We start from the raw sequence: 18,749 nt of genomic DNA, 5'->3' as shown, positions 1-18,749 counted from the left end.
CAGCGAGGCGGGGCACCCCACCACGCCCACACACCCCAACAGTCAACCGACCCAGAATCAGCCCCTCACACCCAGCCGATCGGTGGATCGAGGCTTAACCACCGCCACCCCAACGCCCACCCACCACACCTACGACCCCTACGGCCTCCCACGCACCCCGGACACCACCACCGCATCCCCCACCAGCGGCCCCGGCTACATCGGCGGCCTCAAGCTGCCCAGCGGCAACTACCTCCTCGGCCAACGCGAGTACAACCCCGCCACCGGCACCTTCCTCACCCCCGACCAAGGCGGATCCTCCAACCCCTACGCCTACACCTCCGGCAACCCCCTGAAGTCCACCGACCTCCAAGGCCTCTCCGACATAGAAGGCACCCTCACCGACGTCTCCCAAATCTCCGCCTGGACCTCCACCGCCGCCCTGGCCGCCGCCATAACCTGCACCGCCCTCCGCCCCTGCGCCCCCGCCATCCCCATCCTCATGCAAGTCTCCGCCGCCACCGGAGTACTCTCCGCCGGCACCTCCGGCGTCCTCTCAACCGAAGCCTGCGTACTAAAAGGCAACTGCTCCCAACTAGCCGCCGACATCGCCGTAGGCACCGTAGCCAGCCGCCTCCCAGCAATCGGTCGCGTCGCGCAGAGGGCCGCTGCAGCCCGAGACCCAATCACCGTCGACCCAGGTTTGAAGCCGGACCTTGCGACTGTCGCTCGCCGCGAGCACATTCTTCACGGCGACAGCAACGGCGGTGGCGGACATCTCTGGCCGGGTAAGCCCGGGAAGACTGTCTTTCCGAAGAGGTGGTCCGACGACAAGGTGATGTCTGAAATCTCCGACATCGCGACCGACCCGACGCTCACTTGGGTCCAGCAGACTGGACCTGCCGGCGCCGACTTCACCCGTGCCGGAGACCCCGTTCGCTACTACGTGGACGGCATCCGGGACGGCATCGAGATACGTGTGATTCTGGAGCCAAGTGGAGAAGGAATCATCACCGGCTACCCACTACGATGACGCGAGTGGAGTGGGATGACCTGATCGGCAGACTTCGCGCAGTGCTGCTTGATGTCGAACCACAGCTTCTGCCAACAGAGGTGCAGATGATTTGGGAGTTGGTTGACGTCGGTGAACCTGCCGTGGCGTTCGAGATGCTCTGCACGCAACTCTATGAGCACGATGCAGGAGTCAATTCGGACGTCGTGAAGAGGCTTGCAGACCTCGGCGAAGCCATGAACCTCAGGCCCCGCCAATGGGAGATCCTGCGCGTTGCGGACTGATCGGGCCGGGTGTCCTCACAGGATCAGTGAATCGTAGGGATCCGATGAATGCGCGTCGTGCTCGTGACGTGTTGGTGGTTGTGGACGATGGTGAGGAAGTCCCGGGGCTGACGACGTACGGGCTGACTACGCGTTACGGCTGGCACTCGAGTGTGTTTCCTTCTGACGCGTGGGTAGGGGCGCCTGAGGTCAGCGAGTTCATGTTGTACGGCGTCACTTGGGAGGTCATGAGCTGGGATGTGCGTGTGACCATCTGGCCCACTGGGGACGAGTTCGTGTCTGCAGTGCGTCGGACGTTGCGCGCGATGATCGACGGGGGTTGCCGGGTGGCTTGGGTCGGAGCGGAGGGATTCCCGTTCTGTGACCCACCCGGTCTGTTCGATCCTGCCTGTATGTCTGGTGGAGTCCTCGCATGGATGACCGATGCCGGCGACTTCGACTGCCGGATGGATCCGGACCGTCCTGTTGCTCGAGCTAGCGACGAGATCCTCCTAGCGCTCAGAAACCACGCAACCGGCCTCGCAGACGTCACCGACATCTGGCCGGACTGACCTCGCGGACGACCTCATCGCGAATGGGGGTGGTGGCGATTCTTGGCTTCCGTGACAGGCGTGTTCGGGGTCGTTCCAGTGCGCGAGGCTGCTGTGCGGAGGGTGGATTGGACGGTAGGTCAGGGCCTGCCGCTCTGCAAGGTGTCTCAAGTGGTCTTGAGCGTCACGCCGTACGGCGTTTGGCGGCCGGGTCAGGTTGCGCTCGCTCCGCCGTACGGGACTGGGTGGGAGGGCGTCGTACCTGAGTTGGTGAGCGGTGCGGGAGTTGGGTGTGAAGTGTTGAGGTGGCTATCGGCTGGCGTGGCTTGGCTGGTGCTGGGTGGGGTCGGCGAGCGGGGATGGTGGCTCGGCTGCCGCCGGGTTCACTGAGGCGGCGGCGCTGCTGGGCTGGGGATGCGGGGCATCGTCGGCAGGAACTGCCGGGGCAGCGTGATGGTTGGAGCGGTGGGGTGGGCCGGCGTGGCCTGGGGTGCACATGGGGTGCTCCTGTTGGTTGGAGGGCGGGGTCAGCGGGGGGTTAGGCGGATTACGGGGTATTGGCGGGGGGACTTGGATTGGTATTTGGCCAGGCGGGGTTGGGTGGTGGTGATGCGGTGCCAGGCTTCGGTGCGGGTGGGGCCTTCGAGGGGGGTGGGGGTGACGGGGAGAGGGGTGCCGCCGGCGAAGGTGATAGTGGCTTGGGTTGGGTGGGCCATCAGGTTGGCGTGCCAGTCGGGGTGCTGGCTGCCTCCGCCGGAGGCGACCACGAGCCAGGCGTTGTCGCCGTCGGGGAACCAGGCCAGCGGGGTTTCGCGGGGCTCGCCGCTGCGGCGGCCGACGGTCTGGAGGACGAGGACGTCCATGCTCATCATCTTGTCGCGGCCGGCGTGGATCTTGCGGGAGGTACGGGCGTTCATCGTGCGCTGAAGCCAGCGGGAGAACGGGCCGGGGGTGCCGGGCTTGCGCTTCGCGGTCTGCTGGTTGGTCGTCATTTGCTGCCTCCAGAGTTGTTGTTTCTCTGGTGGCAACGCTATGAGCGGGTCCGCCGCGGGTGCTTCTCGATTCCTGACCGATCCACCGAGTCGCCGCCGGTGAGCGACAAGTGCAACCGCCGAGTCGTCGTCGGTGAACGCCAGGTGCAGCCGGTCAGGTGGCGTAGCCGTGTGGCTGGGGTGGGCTGCTTCCGGGAGAGAGCAGTGGTCAGGTGGTGGCGCCTATTTGGGTGGCGAGGTGGGTGGGGAGGGGATAGGGGCGTTCGGCGGGGAGGACGGATTGGGCTTGAGATGGGTTGGATCGGGTCAGGTCGTGGATTCTGTGCATGGTGGGGGTGACGTCTTCGATGGTGGTGATCCACTCGTGGACGTAGTGGTGGACTGCTTCGGGGGAGAGGCCGATCTGGATGGAGCGGACGTTCGGCTGGGGTTGGAGGGTGAGGGTTTGCTCTGGATCCCACTGGATGCGGACGGGAGACGTGGCGAGGGTGGAGCGCCAGGAGTCTTCGGATTCGTGGTGCGTGGGGTCGTAGTGGGAGAGGGTGCTGTGGGCGAGGGCCCATTCGAAGCCGGTGCGCTTCAAGTGGATGCGCAGTACGCGGGTCTGGCCGGGCTTGGTGGCCCAGCCGGAGCGGTAGGCCATCCAGAGGAACGACGGCTTGATCCAGGTCATCCGGTTCATGCTGAAGGGTGGGACGAAGGTGCCGGCGGACACCGCTGGTACGGCGATCTCCGGTCCGTACGCCTGGTAGACGGCGATCGTGTCGTCGTCGAACAAGGCGCGGATCTGGCGGTACGTCGTCGGGCCCATGCGGTGATCCTAGGCACGCAGGAGCTACGCGACGCCGCACCCATCCCGGAGTCCCGGCGCCTAATTGGGTTGCTGGCTTTGGGGCCGGCGCTGATGATGCGGGTATGGAAACGACCCTTGGAGTGTTGCTGTTGAACCGTACTGCCGGATGGGCGGCTCGGGGCCAGCAGCAGGTCGTTCGTGGTTGGAGGGCGATCCCGGTCATGTTGTGATCGGGGTGGTGGTCGCCGGGTTGGTGGCTGGGTATGGGATTGCCATGCCGGTCGGGCCCGTGGGGACCTATCTGGTGGCGTTGACTGCGCGGAGTTCTTGGCGGGTCGGGGCTTGTGCGGCGTTGGGGATCGCGTCGGCGGACGGGATCTACGCGTTGGTGGCGGCGGTTGCGGGGTCGGCGTTGGCGCCGGTGCTCGAGCCGGTCGTCGTACCGTTGCGGTGGGCTTCCGTCGTGGTACTGCTCGCGCTCGCGGTGAGCGGTGCGGTGCGAGCGGTACGGCGGTATCGGGCGCACCGGCTGACCGGGATCACGCAGGAGTTGCCGGTCGGTGCGTTGAAGGCGTACGTCGGCCTGCTCGGGATGACGTTGCTCAGTCCGATGACGGTCATCTACTTCGCGGCCCTCGTGTTGGGCGGGGCGAACTCGATGACCGCGGGCGAGCGCGCAGTGTTCGTTGCGGCGGCGTTCGTGGCGTCGGCCAGTTGGCAACTGTTGCTCGCCGGCGGCGGTGCGCTGCTCGGCCGCATGCTGACCGGACACCTCGGTCGGCTGGTGACCGCGCTCGGGTCGAGTGTCGTGATCGCCGTACTGGCGCTGCGGTTGGTTGCCTAAAGCAAACGCTCCACCGCGCCCGCCGGGTTCAGGAACAGCAGCACCGGGGTCCCGGAGTTCGGGATCGTGGCTGCGTAGGCCTGGAGCTGAGGCGCGTAGTACGCGACCCGGCTGTCCAGCGCGGCCGCGGGGATGGCGTCCGTCTTGTAGTCGACGATGACGAGACGGCCGTCGTCCTCGCGGTAGATCAGGTCGACGAAGCCTTCGAGAATCGTGCCGTCCGGTTGCAGGCTGCCGACGTACGACTCGCGCCAGTGCTCACGTACGGCGGCCCGCCGCACCACGTCGGACGCCAAAGCGGACCGCGCCAGCGCCGCAACGACGTCGGCGTACTCGAGGACGCCCTCAGCGAGGCACTGCGCAGCGACCGCGGCATCGAGCCCGGCGCCGGTGTTCAGGTCGACGACCTGCATGACACCGTGCACGGCACGGCCGATCGCGGTGCCGTAGCGGCCCTTGGACCACGGCGGGAGCTCGAGGTCGCGGGCTGCCTTGGCCGTGCCGGGATCGACGTCGGCCAACGCGACGTCCGGGCCTGTCCCTTCCAGACCGGACGCGCTCTGGGCCGAGCGCTGACGGCTCGCGGAGCGGGCGACGGTGACGCGGTTTTCCCAATCAGTACGGGCGATTGGCGGCGTGACGTCGGCCGACGACCGGGGCTCGCGCTCGACCGGAGCTGGGCTGTCGAAGAGCGTGACGTGCGGAGCCTCGACGCCTCCAGCCGACGCGAGGAGCTCGGCGTTGCTGGAGTGGCGCCGGTTGCCCGACCGGTGCAGTGAGACGACCAGGTGGTCGCGCGCCCGGGTGGCGGCGACGTACAGCAGGCGGCGGCGTTCGTAGTCGTCCATCTGCTCGTCGACCGGCTGGACGAGGTCGAAGTCTTCGGTCTGCACGGACGACTTCAGCTTGACCGCGTACCCGCCGTTGGGCGGCCACAGCACCTGGACACCGCGCTGCCGGTTCGGCGCGGCGGTCATGCCAGACAGGATCACGATCGGGAACTCCAGGCCCTTCGCGGCATGGATCGTCATTACCCGTACGGCGTCCGCGTCGGTCTCGGGCAGGACAGCCTCGGCGACGCGCGAGGCCTCTTCGCCTTGGTGCGCGGCCCAGGCGAGGTACGAACGCAGACCGCCGTGCTCCACCTCGGACCACGCCCGCGCCTGATCGACCACGAACCGGACCCGGCGCCACGCGTCCCGCGCCCGCGGCCCGATCGCGGCGACCTCGAGCATGCGGCGATCGGCGACGATCTTCGCCAGCACCTCGCTCGGGGTCATCCAGCGGGCGGCGTAGTACGTACGGCGGAGCCACTCCATCGCCTCGCCGACCGGATGAGTCAGCAGCGAGTCAGGCACTGGCGCGGTCAGGGTGAACGAGCCGCCGGACCGCTTCCAGACGTAGAGGTCGTCGTCGCCACAGCCGAACAGCGGTGAACGCAGGGTGGTGACGAGGGCGAGCTGGTCGCTCGGGTCACCCAGGGCGCGGGCGCACGCGAGGAGGTCGCGGACCTCGGCGGTCTGGTAGACGAGGGAGCTGGCCTCGGCCCGGTAGGGGATGTCGGCGCGGTCGAGAGCGTCTTCCAGGAAGGGGAGTGACGTGCGGGCTGGGACCAGTACGGCGATGTCGCCGGCCTCTGCTGGACGCCAGCCACGGGTGCGGTCGTCGTACACGAGCCAGCCGTCGGTCAAAGCCTGTTCGATGGTTGCGGCAACGTCGACCGCCTCGCGTTCACGGAGGACGGACGCCTGCGCGCGGGGCAGGTTGTCGTGCGGCTCGGCGCCGAGGATGGTGACGGCGGGGCCCGACAGTTGCTCGTCGTAGGAGTCAAAGCTCGTGACAGGGACGTCGTCGTCGTCGGAGGAGGAGGAGGAGGTGGCGGTGGTGCGCCGGAAGGGAAGCACCGTCGCGAGGTCGGTGACAGGCTCGTCGGCGGAGTCGAAGAGGTCGCCGAGCAGCGAGAGTTGATCCCCGCTGACGTCGGCTGGTTGCGGGGAAGGCGCTCGGGGAGAGTCCGCGGCCGGGCCGGCGCGATGAGGAGCAAGCGCCTGGTACGACGGCTGGGCCGCTTCCTGGGGCTGGATCAGGGAGCCGAACACCGCGTTGATCCAGTCGAGGACCGGCGACACCGTGCGGAAGTTGGTGGTCAAGGCGACCGTCTCGCCGAGCAGGTCCTGAGCTGTCAGGTACGTCGCGATGTTCGCCCGCCGGAACCGGTAGATCGACTGCTTCGGGTCCCCGACCACGAACAGCCGCCCCTCCGGCACCTCCACCTCACGCCAGTCCTCGGCCGATGCCTCGGCGCCGCCCGCGATCCGCACCGCCAGCTCGATCTGGATCGGATCGGTGTCCTGGAACTCGTCCAGCAGCAGCCGCTCGAACCGCTCCTGCAACGCCGACCGCACCGACGCGTCCCGCCGCAGCAGGTCCCGCGCCAGCACCAGCAGGTCGTGGAACTCCAACCGTCCCTCGGCCCGCCGCAGCTCCGCCGACTCCAGTACCCGCTCCGCGATCCAGTGCGAAAGATGCCGAAGGCACGCGTCCAGCAGCAGCTCGACGAGCGATCCGGCGACCTCCACCACCTCGGTGCAGTCGCCGCGCACTTTGGTGATGTCGGGCCAGTTCTCCTTACGCCCGATCCGGCCGACCTTCAGCCCGCGCAACGTCTGCAGGATCGCCAGCTGCGTCTCCTGGTCGGTTGCTGCGTCCAGCATCACCCCGAGCTCACGGATCTGCTGCACCTTCGGCAGTAGGCGATCCTCGGCGTCGAGACACGACTGCGCCACCCCGCCGATCTGCGCGGCGGCCGCGACCAGCCCGGTGAGATCCGGCATCGCCACCAGCTCGGGCGGATCGACCAGCACCCGCTCGGCGATCAGGTCCCAGTCGTTCCCGAACAGCCGGGCCAGCGACCGCAGATGCTTCAGCTCGACCCCGACCGCCATCGCCAGCAGCAGCGGCTCCGCGATCGAGTCGTCGTCGAGCAACTGCTGCTGCAACTCCGCCCAGCGCTCTTCGAACGCGACGGACGAACCCACCTCGTCCAGCACGTCGATCAGCGGCGGCAGCCCGGCCTCGATCGGATGCGCGAGCAGGAGCTGCTGCGCGAAGGCATGCAGCGTCCCGATCGACGCCGAGTCCAGGTCGTCCAGCGCCGCATCCGCCAGCTTGCCGGCCGGCCCTTTCCGCGCCTTCTCGAACTCGACCCGCAATCGGTCCCGCAGCTCCGCGCCGGCCTTCTCGGTGAAGGTCACCGCGGCGATCGTCCGCAGTGGTACGCCGTCACGCAGGACCAGCGTGGTCACCCGATCGACCAGCGCGTGCGTCTTCCCCGACCCGGCTCCCGCCTCGACGAACAAGGTCGCCGAGGTGTCCGACTGGATCCGCTCCCGCGCCGCGCTGTCCAGCAAGATCTCACTCATCGCCGGCCTCCACGAGCGCACCCGGATCGATCAACCGGACCAAGCGGGACAGCGTCGGATCAAGCCGTTTCCGGTCCCACCGCGCCCGCACCTCGCTGTGCCCGATCCCGTCCGGGTTGCAGTACGGGCACTGCACCCACAGGAAGTCCGGCACTTCGGGCGCCTTCGGTGGGAAGTACCCGGCCGCGATCGACGACACGATCACGTCGAGCGTCTCGACGTACCGGGCCTCGACCTCTGGCGTCAGCGGGACCGGGATCCGTTTGCCGCCGCGACGGACGAACCAGTACGACGCCTCGACCGGTGTCGACGGTTCACCCAGTCGGGCGCGGGCGGCGTACGCATACACCGGCAGCTGCAGCTTCGTCCCGCCCGCCACCGGATCGGACTCGATCGCCTCGTACCGCGAGAAGCCGCCCGTCTTCACGTCGGTCACGTAGATCGTCCCGTCCCGCCCGAGGTCGACCTTGTCCGCGCTGCCGCGCAGCAGCACCCGCCCCGACGGCACCGGGATCTCCACCGGCGGCTCGCCGTCGAACCCGAACCGCAGCTCCGAAGCGACCACCGACGCCTCCCGCTCGGCTCGCCAGTGATCGTCGTCGTTCAGCAACACCATCAGGTCGCCGAGGATCCGCAACCGCTCCCGTTGCCACAGCCGTGGATGCCCGGTCAGCCCCTCCGCCTCGAACTGATCGGCCAGATCCGCGCCGATTGCCAGCAGCAACGACCGCTGCTCGGCCGACCAGGACTCCCCGTACGACGGCAGCGAGCCGGCCAGCCGGGACACGAAGGCGTCCAAGCTGTTGTGGATCAGATTCCCCACTTGGATCGGCGAGATCACGAGCAGATCCTCCGGCGCCTCCAGCGGCTCCACCTGAAGCAGCCGCTCGACGAAGTACGCATGCGGGCAGGTCGCATACGCCTCCAGCGACGTCGGCGACGCGACCCGATCGTCCACCGCGTACTCCGGCAGGCCCGACACCCCGGACAGATCCCCGTCGAACCGCGTGAACGCGTTGCTCGCTCGCCCACGCAACAGCTCCCGCGCACGCACCACGACCTCGTCGTCTAGCCACAACCGCGCCGACACCGCGCGGACCTGCCACTCCTGCTCGGTCGCCGGCATGGTTGCCATCGTCAACGATCCCGCGTACGACGCCGAGGTCAGCAGGCGATCGCCGTACGAGGCCTGGTCCCACTCAGTCGCGGCGAGCGCATGGTCGCCAGTCAACGACCGCATCGTCCCCAGCAACCACCGGGTCGGCAGTCGCCGCGACGACCGACGGAGATCGCCTCGGGGGAACGACGCGACCACCTTCCGCGAGCCCGCCGAGAACGCGACCAGCAAATGCCGTTGCTTCTCGTCCAGCCGGTCCCGGAACGACGCCAGCTCGGGCGCCGCGGCCTCCCGGACCCGATGGGGGAGCAGCGCGTCCTCGTGCACCCGCCCCGGATACAGATCCTCCGACAGCCCCACGACGTACACGATGTCCGCCGACAACCCGACACTCGCCGACAACGGCGCCACCAGCACACCGGTCCCGAACGTCCCGACCCGCGGAAGCGACTGCTGCAGCTCGAGATCCAGAACGTCGCGCAGCACATTCAGACTCGCCGGCGTCCCGAGCTCGTCCAGAGTCGACAGCCCCTTCAACGATCCCTCGACCGCGACGGCGGCGTACTGCTCCTCGACCGGCAGGGACGAGTAGTCACCGAACAGGTCCTGGAAGAGCTGCAGCACACCACCGGCCAACTCGGACCACGTCTCCAGCCCGGCGATCGCGCCGAGCCGGCGGCGAAGCTCGGAAGCAAACGCATGCAAGCGTTCCGCGTTGGCTGCGTTGTACTGCGCACGCCGCACCGCAGCCGGCCGTGGATCCTCGGCCGACTCCTCCTGGTTCGCCGTACGGCGCTCGGACTCGGCGTACCGCGCGAGCCGCGTGTCCCAGTCGTCGCCACGAACCACACCGGCGACCCGGGACATCCGCTCCCACTGCGGCACCGGGATGCGTTCGCCGGTGAAGTCACGGGTCGGCGCGTTCGCGAGCGCGCGGAAGACGTCGGCGCGGGGCAGATCCTGGTCGACGAGGGCGAGCACCTCGAGCAGAGTCCGGGCGATCGCGCGTTCGTGCACCGGCCGGGTGCCGGGTCCGTTGACCTCGATCCGGGCGGCGGCCAGGTGCTCGTGCAGGAGTCGCGCGTACGGCGTGGCCGCCGAGTACAGGACTGCGATCCGATGGGCCGGGGTCTTCTGCAGCGAGGCGACCACATTGCGGACGACGCAGCGCACTTCATCGTCGGCGTCGGACGCGTTCAGCACTTCGGTCGCGACCGGGTAGTTCTTCGAGATCGAGGGCGGCAGGTCGATCCCGATGCGCTCCAGCGAACGGCGGACGGCGCGGTCCGCACGCCGTACGTCGGTCAGGCCGACGATGACCGTCAGATCGGCCGCGGCGTCCCCCAGCGCCTCGACGAAGGCCGCCTGGGTCTGGGTGAGCTCCTGCGGGAGATAGAGGACGAGAGCGCCGAGCTCGGCGACCAGACCGGGGTTGGTGGTGATCCGCGTTGCGGCGGCGCGGAGCAGGTCGGTCTCGTCGTACCACTCCGGGGCGAGCTCGGACGTCACGTGGCGGTGCAGGCGGACCAGGTCGGGGCCGAGCACGGAGGCACTGGCGACGTTCTCGAGCGCGGGATTGGTGAGGTCGCGCAGCTCCTTGTGGGCTGAGGCAAGCGCTTGGATGGTTGACGGGTGCTCGGCGACTTCCTGGAAGATGCCGGGCGCTTTGGACAGCGCCGTACGCCAGGTCGCCGCCACGATCGGCCGGGTCGCGGGGCGGCGCGGCGACAGCACGCCGGCGGCCAACTGCTCGGCCAGGCGCTCCAGCGTTGCCAGGTAGAGGCCGGCGATACCTGACACCGCGAGATGGCGGCGGGCGACCACGCCGGCCAGGTTGTTGGGCAGCAGCAAGGTGACAGGCGTCATCGGATCGTCGGCCTTCAGCCGCGCGACGACGGCCTGCAGGCGTTCCAGAGCGGCCGCTCCGTAGGCGGTCGTCTCGATCCGGGTCCCGCTCACCTCAAACCCCCGATCTGTCCAAGTTCCACCGCAGACGCTAAACCCTGCCACGGACAGAAAGTTGACGGGGCGCGAAACGCCAAGGTTTCTGCAGGCCGGGCGATCCGCTCCCACAATGAAGAAATGACCAGGGAGACGTCGATCGCGCGGGTGCTGCTCGTGCTCGTCTTCGCGCCTGCCGGCGGTCTGTTCGGCAAGGCGGTGGCCGAGGCCGCGCAGGGTAGGCAGTGGTGGCCGTGGCTGCTCGCGGCGCTGGTCTGGCTGGTGCTGACCGGGCTGGTCGCGGTGGCGGTGACGAACCATTTCGACGAGCACAGATAATGCTCCGATGGTCGCCGCAGTGCATCACGTCGAGATCTGGGTCCCGGACCTGCCCCGGGCACTGAACAGCTGGGGCTGGGTCCTCAACCGGCTGGGCTGGAAAGACGGTGACGGCTGGCCCGGCGGGATGACCTGGACCGCCCCGGACGGCAGCTACCTGGTCGTCGAGCAGAGCCCGGCGATGTCGGCCAGTGAGCACGACCGGCTGCGCCCTGGAATGAACCACCTCGCGCTGAACGCGGCAGGCCGAGCCGAGGTCGACGCGATCGTCGCGGAGACCGCCAGGCACGGCTGGACGCTGATGTTCGCCGACCGGCACCCGTACGCCGGCGGTCCGCAGCATTACGCCGCCTTCCTGCTCAACGAAGACGGCTACGAGCTCGAAATCGTCGCACCGGACTGATTGGTGAGACCGGGTATGCCTGAAGTGACCACTGGGGCTGGTGGTGTGACATGGTTACTCCAGGCAAGTGGTGTCGCGGGGCAGAAGTGGAAGGACGGTGCTCGTGACGGAGAAGCCTGACGGGGGAAGTACGCCCGGACCGGTTTCACCGGAGCTCCTGGAGGCCCGGATCCGTGGTCTCCAACACGCCCTGGGGCAGCTGCTGGAGAACGCCCGTCGGCTGACGTACGGCGAGCATCAGCGAGCCGTGCAGCTGCATCGTCAGCTGCAGGAGCAGACTGCGGTCGCCAGACGCGAGTCACGGGCCCTGGTCGACGCCAAGACCGCTGAAGCACTGGCCTCCGCCGAGCCGACTGCGCGCCTGCTCGCTGACAGGCTCGCACCCGGTCTCGCATCCATCCCGCCGAACGATGCACGCTGGCGCTCGCGACAACTGGTCGGCGCGGGCATCCCGTCGTACGTGCGAGTGGGCGAGCTCGACCCCGGTACGCCGGTCGCCGCGCCACTGCTCCGCACCAACGGCTGGAGAGTGACCGCCGACCGCCACGAGTCCGCCCGCAGGCTCCTGCAGAGCGTCGCACTGCGCCTGGTCGCGGCTGCCGAACCCTTCCGGCTCAGGATTGACGCGTTCGACCCGCGGCTGACCGGCACGATGGGGCTGCTCGGCCACCTGACCACGAAGTACCCGCAACTGGTGCCGAGGGCAACGCACACCGCCGAGCAGCTGCACACAGTGCTGTCCGGACTGGTCGATGTCTCGTCGCTGCGGGCCAGTCGGCAGGCGCAGCTGGGGCACAAGCGGTTCGAGGACCTCATCCGGGAGACGGGCCGAGTCACCGACCCCTATCGGCTGGTCATCCTGTTCGACTACCCGGCCGGCATCGACACGCTTGCCCAGCGCGACCTGCTGCGCCTGGCCGCGACCGGTGGTGAGCGGGGCATCTGCTTCCTGATCCACCACGACCCGTCGATGACGCCTGAGAACGACGTCGACGCCAAGAAGCTGCTCGACATGCTGACCCCGGTCGCCATCGCCGGCGAGAAGGTGGAGGTCGCTCAGCTTCCCGGCGTACCGGCGAAACTCGACCCGCCGTTCGACGCGAACGTTGCCGCAGGCATCTGTGACGTGGTGGCCGAGCTGGCGGACATCGCCGTACTGCCGACCATCGACTTCGACCGGACGCTGCCGGACCGCTCGACCTGGTGGCAACCGGTCAAGGACGAGCTGAGCACAGTCATCGGGTACGACGACCGGACGCCGGCGCTGGTGCGGTTGCGCAGCGGCAACCCCGCGCTGCCGCATGTGCTCGTCGGTGGGGCAGTCGGGCAGGGCAAGTCGAACCTGCTGCTGGTGATGATCCACGGTCTCGCCGCGCGGCACGCACCGGCCGACCTGGAGATGTACCTGCTCGACTTCAAGCACGGTGTGGAGTTCTCTGCACTCGGTCCGGCGGCGGAACGGGAGCACTGGCTGCCGCATGTGCGCGTGCTCGGGATCCACAGCGACCGCGCGTTCGGTCTCGCCGTACTGCGTCACCTGTCGGACGAGCTGGCGCGGCGCAGCGAGATCTTCAAGTCGCACGGCAACGTGGCCGACATCGCGGAGCTTGCTGCCGGCCCTGATCGGCCGCCGCGCATCCTTGTCGTCCTCGACGAGTTCCAGGTGCTGCTGGAGGACGACGACGAGCTGGCGGACGAGGCGGCCAAGCTGCTGGAGCGGTTGGTTCGGCTGGGACGCGCGTACGGCGTTCACGTCGTACTGGCGACGCAGACGATCGAGGGCGTCAAGCGGTTGTCGACCAAGCGGGACTCGATCTTCGGGCAGGTGCCGTACCGGATCGCACTGAAGACGACGCCGGCCGACGCGCAGGCGATCCTACGGAGCGGGAACACGGCCGCGGCCGAGCTGCAGTTCCGCGGCGAGGCGGTGCTGAACGCGAACTTCGGCTCGCCGGACGACAACCAGCACGTGCTGGTGAGCTTCGCGGACAAGCCGGTGCTGGACGAGTTGCGGCGCGAGCTGTGGACGCGCGCCGGTGAGGCGGCGCATCCGCCGCGGACCTTCCACCTGGCCGAGCCGGCGCGGCTGGCGGACACCGCGGCTGCGGTCAAGCCGGAGTTGGGTCGGCCGTGGACCGGCTTGCCGATCGCGGTCACCGAGGCGCCGGTGCCGGTGGAGGTGCGTCCCGAGCCAGGCGCCGGTGTGCTCGTGCTGGGGGACGGTCCGGCTGACGCCCTCGGCGTACTGAGTGGGCTTGCGTTGTCTGCGGCCGCTGCTGCTGTGGACCCACCGCGATTCGTGTTCGTCGACGGCACCAACTCGTCGCCTGCTGTTGCTGATGGCAAGGGCGCGTTAATCCAGGCGTTGCGCCAGTTGGGGTGTGAGGTCGAGACCGTCGACAAGCACGACGACATCGCGCCGCGGCTGTTCTCGCTGCGCGACCAGGTGCGGAATGGGCACGTCGGCGGGGAGACCTACCTGCTCGGGTTCGGGTTCCACGGGGTGCCGAGGATGCAGCTGCATGCGGAGGGGATCTTCGAGAGCCCGGCGAACGCGCTGCAGGACATCGTCCGGGACGGGCCGTCGCAGGGGCTCATCACCTTCGGCTGGTGGAACCGGCTGCACGTCTGCACCGAGCAACTCGGGTACGGGCGGGCCAACGTGGCGACCCACCTCTTCCTCAGGCACCCGCAGGACGGCGTACGTGCAGTCTGTGGTCCGCTGGTGCGCTGGGCGTCCGAACCACACCGCGCACTGCTGTGGGATGGCCTCCACCCGGAGGCACAGGTCGTCGTACCGTTTGCGGCACTGCGGTCCGACGAGGTGGACCGCGCAGTGGAGTTGGTACGGCGATGAAGACGCAAGAGCAGGCGTGGTCGGAGTACGCTCGGGCGCTCCGGCAGGTCGCAGGAGCCAGAGCGGACGCGCAGCAGGCGCAGGACCGGGTGACGGCGCACAAGTCGAAGGCGGAGGCCACTGCACTCGCCGAGGCCGACGCTATGGCCGAGCGCGGCCGCAAGGTGGAGGCCCGGCTGAACGCACTAGCGGAACAGGCTGCGGCCAGCCTGCAGCGCGCCGGACTGCCCGCTGAGGGCAAGCGGGTGAACATCGCGTTCCCGGAGATCCGTGCGCTGACCGACCTCGAGTCGGCGGCGACCCGGATCACCAAGCAGCTCGGTGAGGCCGTCGACCAGCTCGAACAGGTCCGCGCGGACGCCCGGGCCGAGCAGGAGCGCCGCAGGCGCCGTACCATCAGCGCGGCACTGACACTGGTCGGGTTCGTGGTGGTGTGGGTGGTAACGCGGTCGTTCCTGGCCGGGGTCGAGGCCGCCGCCATCGCCGCGGTCACGATGCTGGCGGCGTCGCGGGTGCTCGGGCTGCCGCGGCTGCCCGGCGCGCGCTGGTGGGGCTGGGGAGGTGCGGTCGTGGCCGTCGCGGTGATGGCGGCCGGACTGCCCTGGTGGCTGGCGATCCTGGTACCCGTGATCGTGTCCGGTACGGCGATCGTGCTGCCGAAGAAGCGTGGTTAGGGAGAGGGTTGACGTGTCCGACGTACAGCGGCTCAAGGAACAGCTGCACCAGGTGTCGATGGAGGCCAAGCAGGCCGCCGGCGGCCTGGCCGGGTTCAAGCTCCGCTTCACCCAGCACAGCCAGCAGGTGGAGAGCCTGATCGCCGGTACGGCCACCGGCGTCGACCGGGACATCTCGGAGATCCTGGACGCCGCCGGCAAGGCCGTCGAACAGGCCGCCGAGGCACTGGAGATCGCCTCCGCCGGATGCAAGAGCTACGCCGACCAGATCTAGCCTCCCGCGATGCCTTCGGACCTGCAGCGGGTCGCCCGGGGCCTGCTCGACTGCTTCGACGAGGTGCCGCAGGTGGTCGCCCACCTGCAGCGCACCGCCGACCGCTGCCGCGAGAACGCAGCCACCGCGATAGCCGCCTCCCACGGCCACGCCACCGTCGCCGCCCAGCAACTTGACGCGGCCGCCCGCGCCTGTGAAGCCGCCGCCCACTACCTGTCGATGGCGCCTCCCAAAGCCCGCGCCTGGACCGAGCGCCTGATCGGCGACAGCCGCACCACAAACCGCCCCTCCAGCGACTCCGCCGACCGCAACAAGGCCACCGGAGGCGTCGGCGACGTACCCGAACGCGACGCGAAGGGCCGCCCGAAGCGCCTCACCGCCCGCTACGAAGACATCGACCTCCCAGAGCAGGACGACGACGAGTCCCCCCTCGTCACGGTCGCCCGCAAAGCCTTCGAGAAGTTCCGCAAACAACGCGAGAAGGACGAAGAGCACCGCGAGGACCCCGAAGAACTCGAGTTCGAGATCACCGTCACCGAAACCGGCGAACTCACCATCGAAGAACGCAACGAAAAGGAAGCCCAACAACGCGAGGACCACCTCCTCCAAGACTTCCAAATCGCCGTAGACCTCACCGAACCAATCAAAACCCTCCTGGCCACCATGGCCGAATCCACCGAACAAACCTGGGACCACGCCGAGTTCACCATCACCCCCACCCAAGTCGAAGCCACCTTCGACTACCCCGAAGACACACACCCCCACCCGATCACCGTAGACATCACCACCCCAAAACTCCCCGACTTCGACTTCGACCCAGCCTTCGACCCCCTCCCCCTCGGCAACGACTTCGCCCCAGGCGTCCACGACCCGCACAACACGTTCATGGCGAAGGAACGCCGAATCGCGGACCGTCTGGCAGAGGAAGGTTGGCGCATCGACGCCAGAGTGCCGGACCACACACGGGACGGTCTGAAGAATCCAGACACCATCGTGCGGAAAGGCCCTGAGGAGTACGGCGCCATCATCGAGTTCAAGACCCAGGAGAGCGGTTCGTCGAACGCGGTGAAGCGGAACATTCACGAGGCCAGCGAGCAGGCGGGGGAAGGAGCCGAGATCGTGCTCGACGGTCGACAGGCCGGAGTGTCGGAGGAGGTTGCGTGGCGGTCGTTCCGGAGAGCCTGTGGTCAGTCAGGATCGATGGTCGCGGCTATTGTTCATGTCATTCTCGGTGACGGGCGCTTGGTCACCTACACGAAGGAGCAGTGATGTCCACCAGCGACAGCATCTTTCTGGCCGGGAGGGAGTCGCTCGACCGGACAGCCGACTGGCTGGCGGGTGTGCTGCGGCTGGAACGCCTCGACGATCCAGAGCTGAAGGAGCATCAGCATTTCTTTCGTGGGCAGGCGCGGAGCGTTGAGGGGAAGGTCCTGTTCGTCGTCGGGCCGAACATCTACGGCGAGGCTGACCCCACTCCCGAAGATGTCTCTGCGATCGACCGCTACACAGGTGTGGTCGATGTACGTCTTGTCGGTGCGAAGGACGAGGAGGCCCAGACAGTAGAAGCCCGGGCTGTCTTCGACGAGTTGGTCGCCACACAACCCGATGTGGCAATGGTCCTCAGCCACGCGATGTCCTGGATCATCGCGTCGTACCTGCCCGGCGCCGACGCGCACATCTTCCCACCTCGCACTTCCCTCGACGTCCCAGACGACGCCCTCTGGCGCCCCTGGGTCGTCAGCTGAGCCGGTGTCGACAGACGACGACATCTTTCTCGCTGCGAGTGAGCCGCTGGCGACGACGGTCGATTGGCTTTCGCGGACACTCGGGTTGGAGCCGCTCGAGGATCCGGACCTGGAGGAGGCCGCGTACCTGTTCCTGGGCCGTGCCCGGACCACCGACGGAGAACTGGTTTTCGTGGTCGAGCCGAACACGTACGGCGAGGTCGATCCCGAGCCCGAGGATGTCTCGGCGATCGACCGTTATACGGGTGTGGTCGAGGTCCGGCTTGTGGGCAAGAGGGACGAAGAGTTGCAGGCGCGGGAAGCACACGCGGTGTTCGACGAACTGGCGGGTGGCCGGCCGGACGTCGCGCTGGTCCTCAGTCATGCCTTGTCCTTGATCGTCGCGGCATACCTGCCTGGCGCCGGAGTGCACTCCTTCCCACCCGGTACGACGCTCGACGTCCCAGACGACGTCCTCTGGCGCCCCTGGGTCGTCAGCTGATGTCTGTCGTCGACTGTGTCTTCGTCGCCACTGTGGACTCGCCGGGGCAGGTGGCTGCGTGGTTGCGTGAGGTTGCCGGGTGCGAGGGTGGGGCTGTGGACGGCGCTGCGGTCCGGATGCATACCCGCGCGGTGACGGTGGACGAGTGGCTCGGGGTGGTGGCCCAGCCGAACGGCTACATCGAGGTGGATCCGGAGCCTGAGGACATCCAGGCGCTCGACCCCTATGCAATCGAGATCCAGGTCCGTGGTGGGCGCAGGGAGGAAGTCCTCCATGCGGAAGCCCGCTTGATCTTCGACAAGCTCGTGACCTCCCGCCCGGACCTGCCGATGCTCCTGGTCCACAACCTCGACACACTCGTGGCAGCGCACCTGCCCGGCGCAGGCACCCACACCTTCGCCGAACAGATCAGCCCGGACGCGCCGGACATCGACACCTGGCGGCCCTGGGTTGTTGGGTGATGGAGTACGTCGTGGGTCCGTTGGTGGAGCCTGACTGGGTGGTGGATGTTGGGGGGTTTGAGCGGGCTTTGCGGGGGCGGTGGCCTGGGGTGCGGGTTGGTGCTGGGGGTCTGATGGGGCTCGAGGCGTTGATTCCGTGGAGCCTGCGCCTCGGGAGCTTGGGGTTGCGTTGAGTGGGACTGGGCAGGCGGTGAGCTTGGATCCGGCGGATGATGAGGCGGCTGCCGAGTTTGCGGAGTGGTTTGTCCGGTGTGTGATGCCGGGGCGGCGGGGGATTCGTCTGATCGAGGCGGGATCGATGCGGACGGTGGAGTTGTCCGCGGGGATGTCTGTAGACGAGATTCTGCGGCGGCTCGGTTGAATCACTTCGTTGTGGTTCGGAAAGTTCTTCGGGAAGCGCGTCATGAAGTGTTGTCGGGGCCGTCACTTCCTTGAACCCATCCCAACAGGGAAGTGGAAGTGATTGGCGTGGACGGTTGTTCTTCGACCTGACTTCGGTCATTCGGCTTAGCCTCGATCCACCGATCGGCTGGGTGTGAGGGGCTGATTCTGGGTCGGTTGACTGTTGGGGTGTGTGGGCGTGGTGGGGTGCCCCGCCTCG

At 68.2% G+C, this 18,749-nt stretch carries 17 protein-coding genes; 13 read left to right on the top strand and 4 right to left on the bottom strand.

Going from position 1 to position 18,749, the window contains the following annotated elements; all coding sequences use genetic code 11:
* The 3 genes from ACIBL3_RS46395 to ACIBL3_RS46385 form a co-directional block, all read left to right on the top strand.
* Positions 1 to 1,012, top strand: a 1,012-nt coding sequence (locus ACIBL3_RS46395; RefSeq protein WP_396360458.1) for an EndoU domain-containing protein, incomplete at its 5' end; no start/stop codon positions are given.
* 5 nt (positions 1,013 to 1,017) lie between these two features.
* Positions 1,018 to 1,275, top strand: a complete 258-nt coding sequence (locus ACIBL3_RS46390) for a MafI family immunity protein (protein WP_396360457.1) — start codon at positions 1,018 to 1,020, stop codon at positions 1,273 to 1,275.
* A gap of 68 nt (positions 1,276 to 1,343) precedes the next feature.
* Entirely contained in the window at positions 1,344 to 1,826 is a 483-nt protein-coding gene (locus tag ACIBL3_RS46385) for a hypothetical protein (protein ID WP_396360456.1), read from the top strand.
* 506 nt (positions 1,827 to 2,332) lie between these two features.
* Here the strand turns inward: ACIBL3_RS46385 and ACIBL3_RS46380 are convergent.
* Positions 2,333 to 2,797 (bottom strand): nitroreductase family deazaflavin-dependent oxidoreductase, encoded by a 465-nt coding sequence (locus tag ACIBL3_RS46380; RefSeq protein WP_396360455.1) that lies wholly within the window; start codon positions 2,795 to 2,797, stop codon positions 2,333 to 2,335.
* Between the two features lie 208 nt (positions 2,798 to 3,005).
* Positions 3,006 to 3,608, bottom strand: coding sequence for a DUF4291 domain-containing protein (locus tag ACIBL3_RS46375; protein ID WP_396360454.1), 603 nt, complete (start codon positions 3,606 to 3,608; stop codon positions 3,006 to 3,008).
* A gap of 256 nt (positions 3,609 to 3,864) precedes the next feature.
* Here ACIBL3_RS46375 and ACIBL3_RS46370 point away from each other — a divergent pair, with 256 nt between their 5' ends.
* A complete protein-coding gene (locus ACIBL3_RS46370; protein ID WP_396360453.1) occupies positions 3,865 to 4,434 on the top strand; it encodes a LysE family transporter in 570 nt (189 codons plus the stop codon).
* On the opposite strand, the gene ACIBL3_RS46365 is transcribed toward ACIBL3_RS46370, so the two are convergent.
* Together ACIBL3_RS46365 and ACIBL3_RS46360 are read right to left on the bottom strand one after the other, a co-directional pair.
* Positions 4,431 to 7,856 carry a UvrD-helicase domain-containing protein gene (locus ACIBL3_RS46365; protein ID WP_396360452.1) on the bottom strand — a complete coding sequence of 1,142 codons (3,426 nt, stop codon included), beginning with the start codon at positions 7,854 to 7,856 and terminating at the stop codon, positions 4,431 to 4,433. The two genes, ACIBL3_RS46370 and ACIBL3_RS46365, sit on opposite strands and share 4 nt — an antisense overlap.
* The gene (locus ACIBL3_RS46360) at positions 7,849 to 10,932 is read right to left on the bottom strand and encodes a PD-(D/E)XK nuclease family protein (RefSeq protein WP_396360451.1); all 3,084 of its coding nucleotides are present in this window, start codon (positions 10,930 to 10,932) and stop codon (positions 7,849 to 7,851) included. The genes ACIBL3_RS46365 and ACIBL3_RS46360 overlap by 8 nt, the downstream gene beginning before the upstream one ends.
* A gap of 123 nt (positions 10,933 to 11,055) precedes the next feature.
* On the opposite strand from ACIBL3_RS46360, the gene ACIBL3_RS46355 reads away from it, so the two are divergent.
* From ACIBL3_RS46355 to ACIBL3_RS46315, 9 genes are all read left to right on the top strand, one after another.
* The gene (locus ACIBL3_RS46355) at positions 11,056 to 11,253 is read left to right on the top strand and encodes a hypothetical protein (RefSeq protein ID WP_396360450.1); all 198 of its coding nucleotides are present in this window, start codon (positions 11,056 to 11,058) and stop codon (positions 11,251 to 11,253) included.
* Positions 11,254 to 11,260: 7 nt separating this feature from the next.
* Entirely contained in the window at positions 11,261 to 11,656 is a 396-nt protein-coding gene (locus ACIBL3_RS46350; protein ID WP_396360449.1) for a VOC family protein, read from the top strand.
* 103 nt (positions 11,657 to 11,759) lie between these two features.
* Positions 11,760 to 14,513 (top strand): FtsK/SpoIIIE domain-containing protein, encoded by a 2,754-nt coding sequence (locus ACIBL3_RS46345; protein ID WP_396360448.1) that lies wholly within the window; start codon positions 11,760 to 11,762, stop codon positions 14,511 to 14,513.
* Complete coding sequence (locus tag ACIBL3_RS46340) at positions 14,510 to 15,187, top strand: hypothetical protein (RefSeq protein WP_396360447.1); 678 nt, start codon at positions 14,510 to 14,512, stop codon at positions 15,185 to 15,187. The genes ACIBL3_RS46345 and ACIBL3_RS46340 overlap by 4 nt, the downstream gene beginning before the upstream one ends.
* Before the next feature lie 13 nt (positions 15,188 to 15,200).
* Positions 15,201 to 15,461, top strand: coding sequence for a hypothetical protein (locus ACIBL3_RS46335; protein ID WP_132209572.1), 261 nt, complete (start codon positions 15,201 to 15,203; stop codon positions 15,459 to 15,461).
* A gap of 9 nt (positions 15,462 to 15,470) precedes the next feature.
* Complete coding sequence (locus ACIBL3_RS46330) at positions 15,471 to 16,730, top strand: hypothetical protein (RefSeq protein ID WP_396360446.1); 1,260 nt, start codon at positions 15,471 to 15,473, stop codon at positions 16,728 to 16,730.
* Entirely contained in the window at positions 16,730 to 17,206 is a 477-nt protein-coding gene (locus ACIBL3_RS46325; RefSeq protein WP_396360445.1) for a hypothetical protein, read from the top strand. Before ACIBL3_RS46330 ends, ACIBL3_RS46325 begins: the two co-directional genes overlap by 1 nt.
* 4 nt (positions 17,207 to 17,210) lie before the next feature.
* Entirely contained in the window at positions 17,211 to 17,687 is a 477-nt protein-coding gene (locus ACIBL3_RS46320) for a hypothetical protein (protein WP_396360444.1), read from the top strand.
* Positions 17,687 to 18,148: a hypothetical protein gene (locus ACIBL3_RS46315; protein WP_396360443.1), complete on the top strand. Its 462-nt coding sequence runs from the start codon at positions 17,687 to 17,689 to the stop codon at positions 18,146 to 18,148. The genes ACIBL3_RS46320 and ACIBL3_RS46315 overlap by 1 nt, the downstream gene beginning before the upstream one ends.
* Positions 18,149 to 18,749: the final 601 nt, after the last annotated feature.

The organism is Kribbella sp. NPDC050124, assembly GCF_044460355.1.
Lineage (GTDB): Bacteria > Actinomycetota > Actinomycetes > Propionibacteriales > Kribbellaceae > Kribbella.
This window is presented reverse-complemented; position numbering and strand designations above follow the sequence as displayed.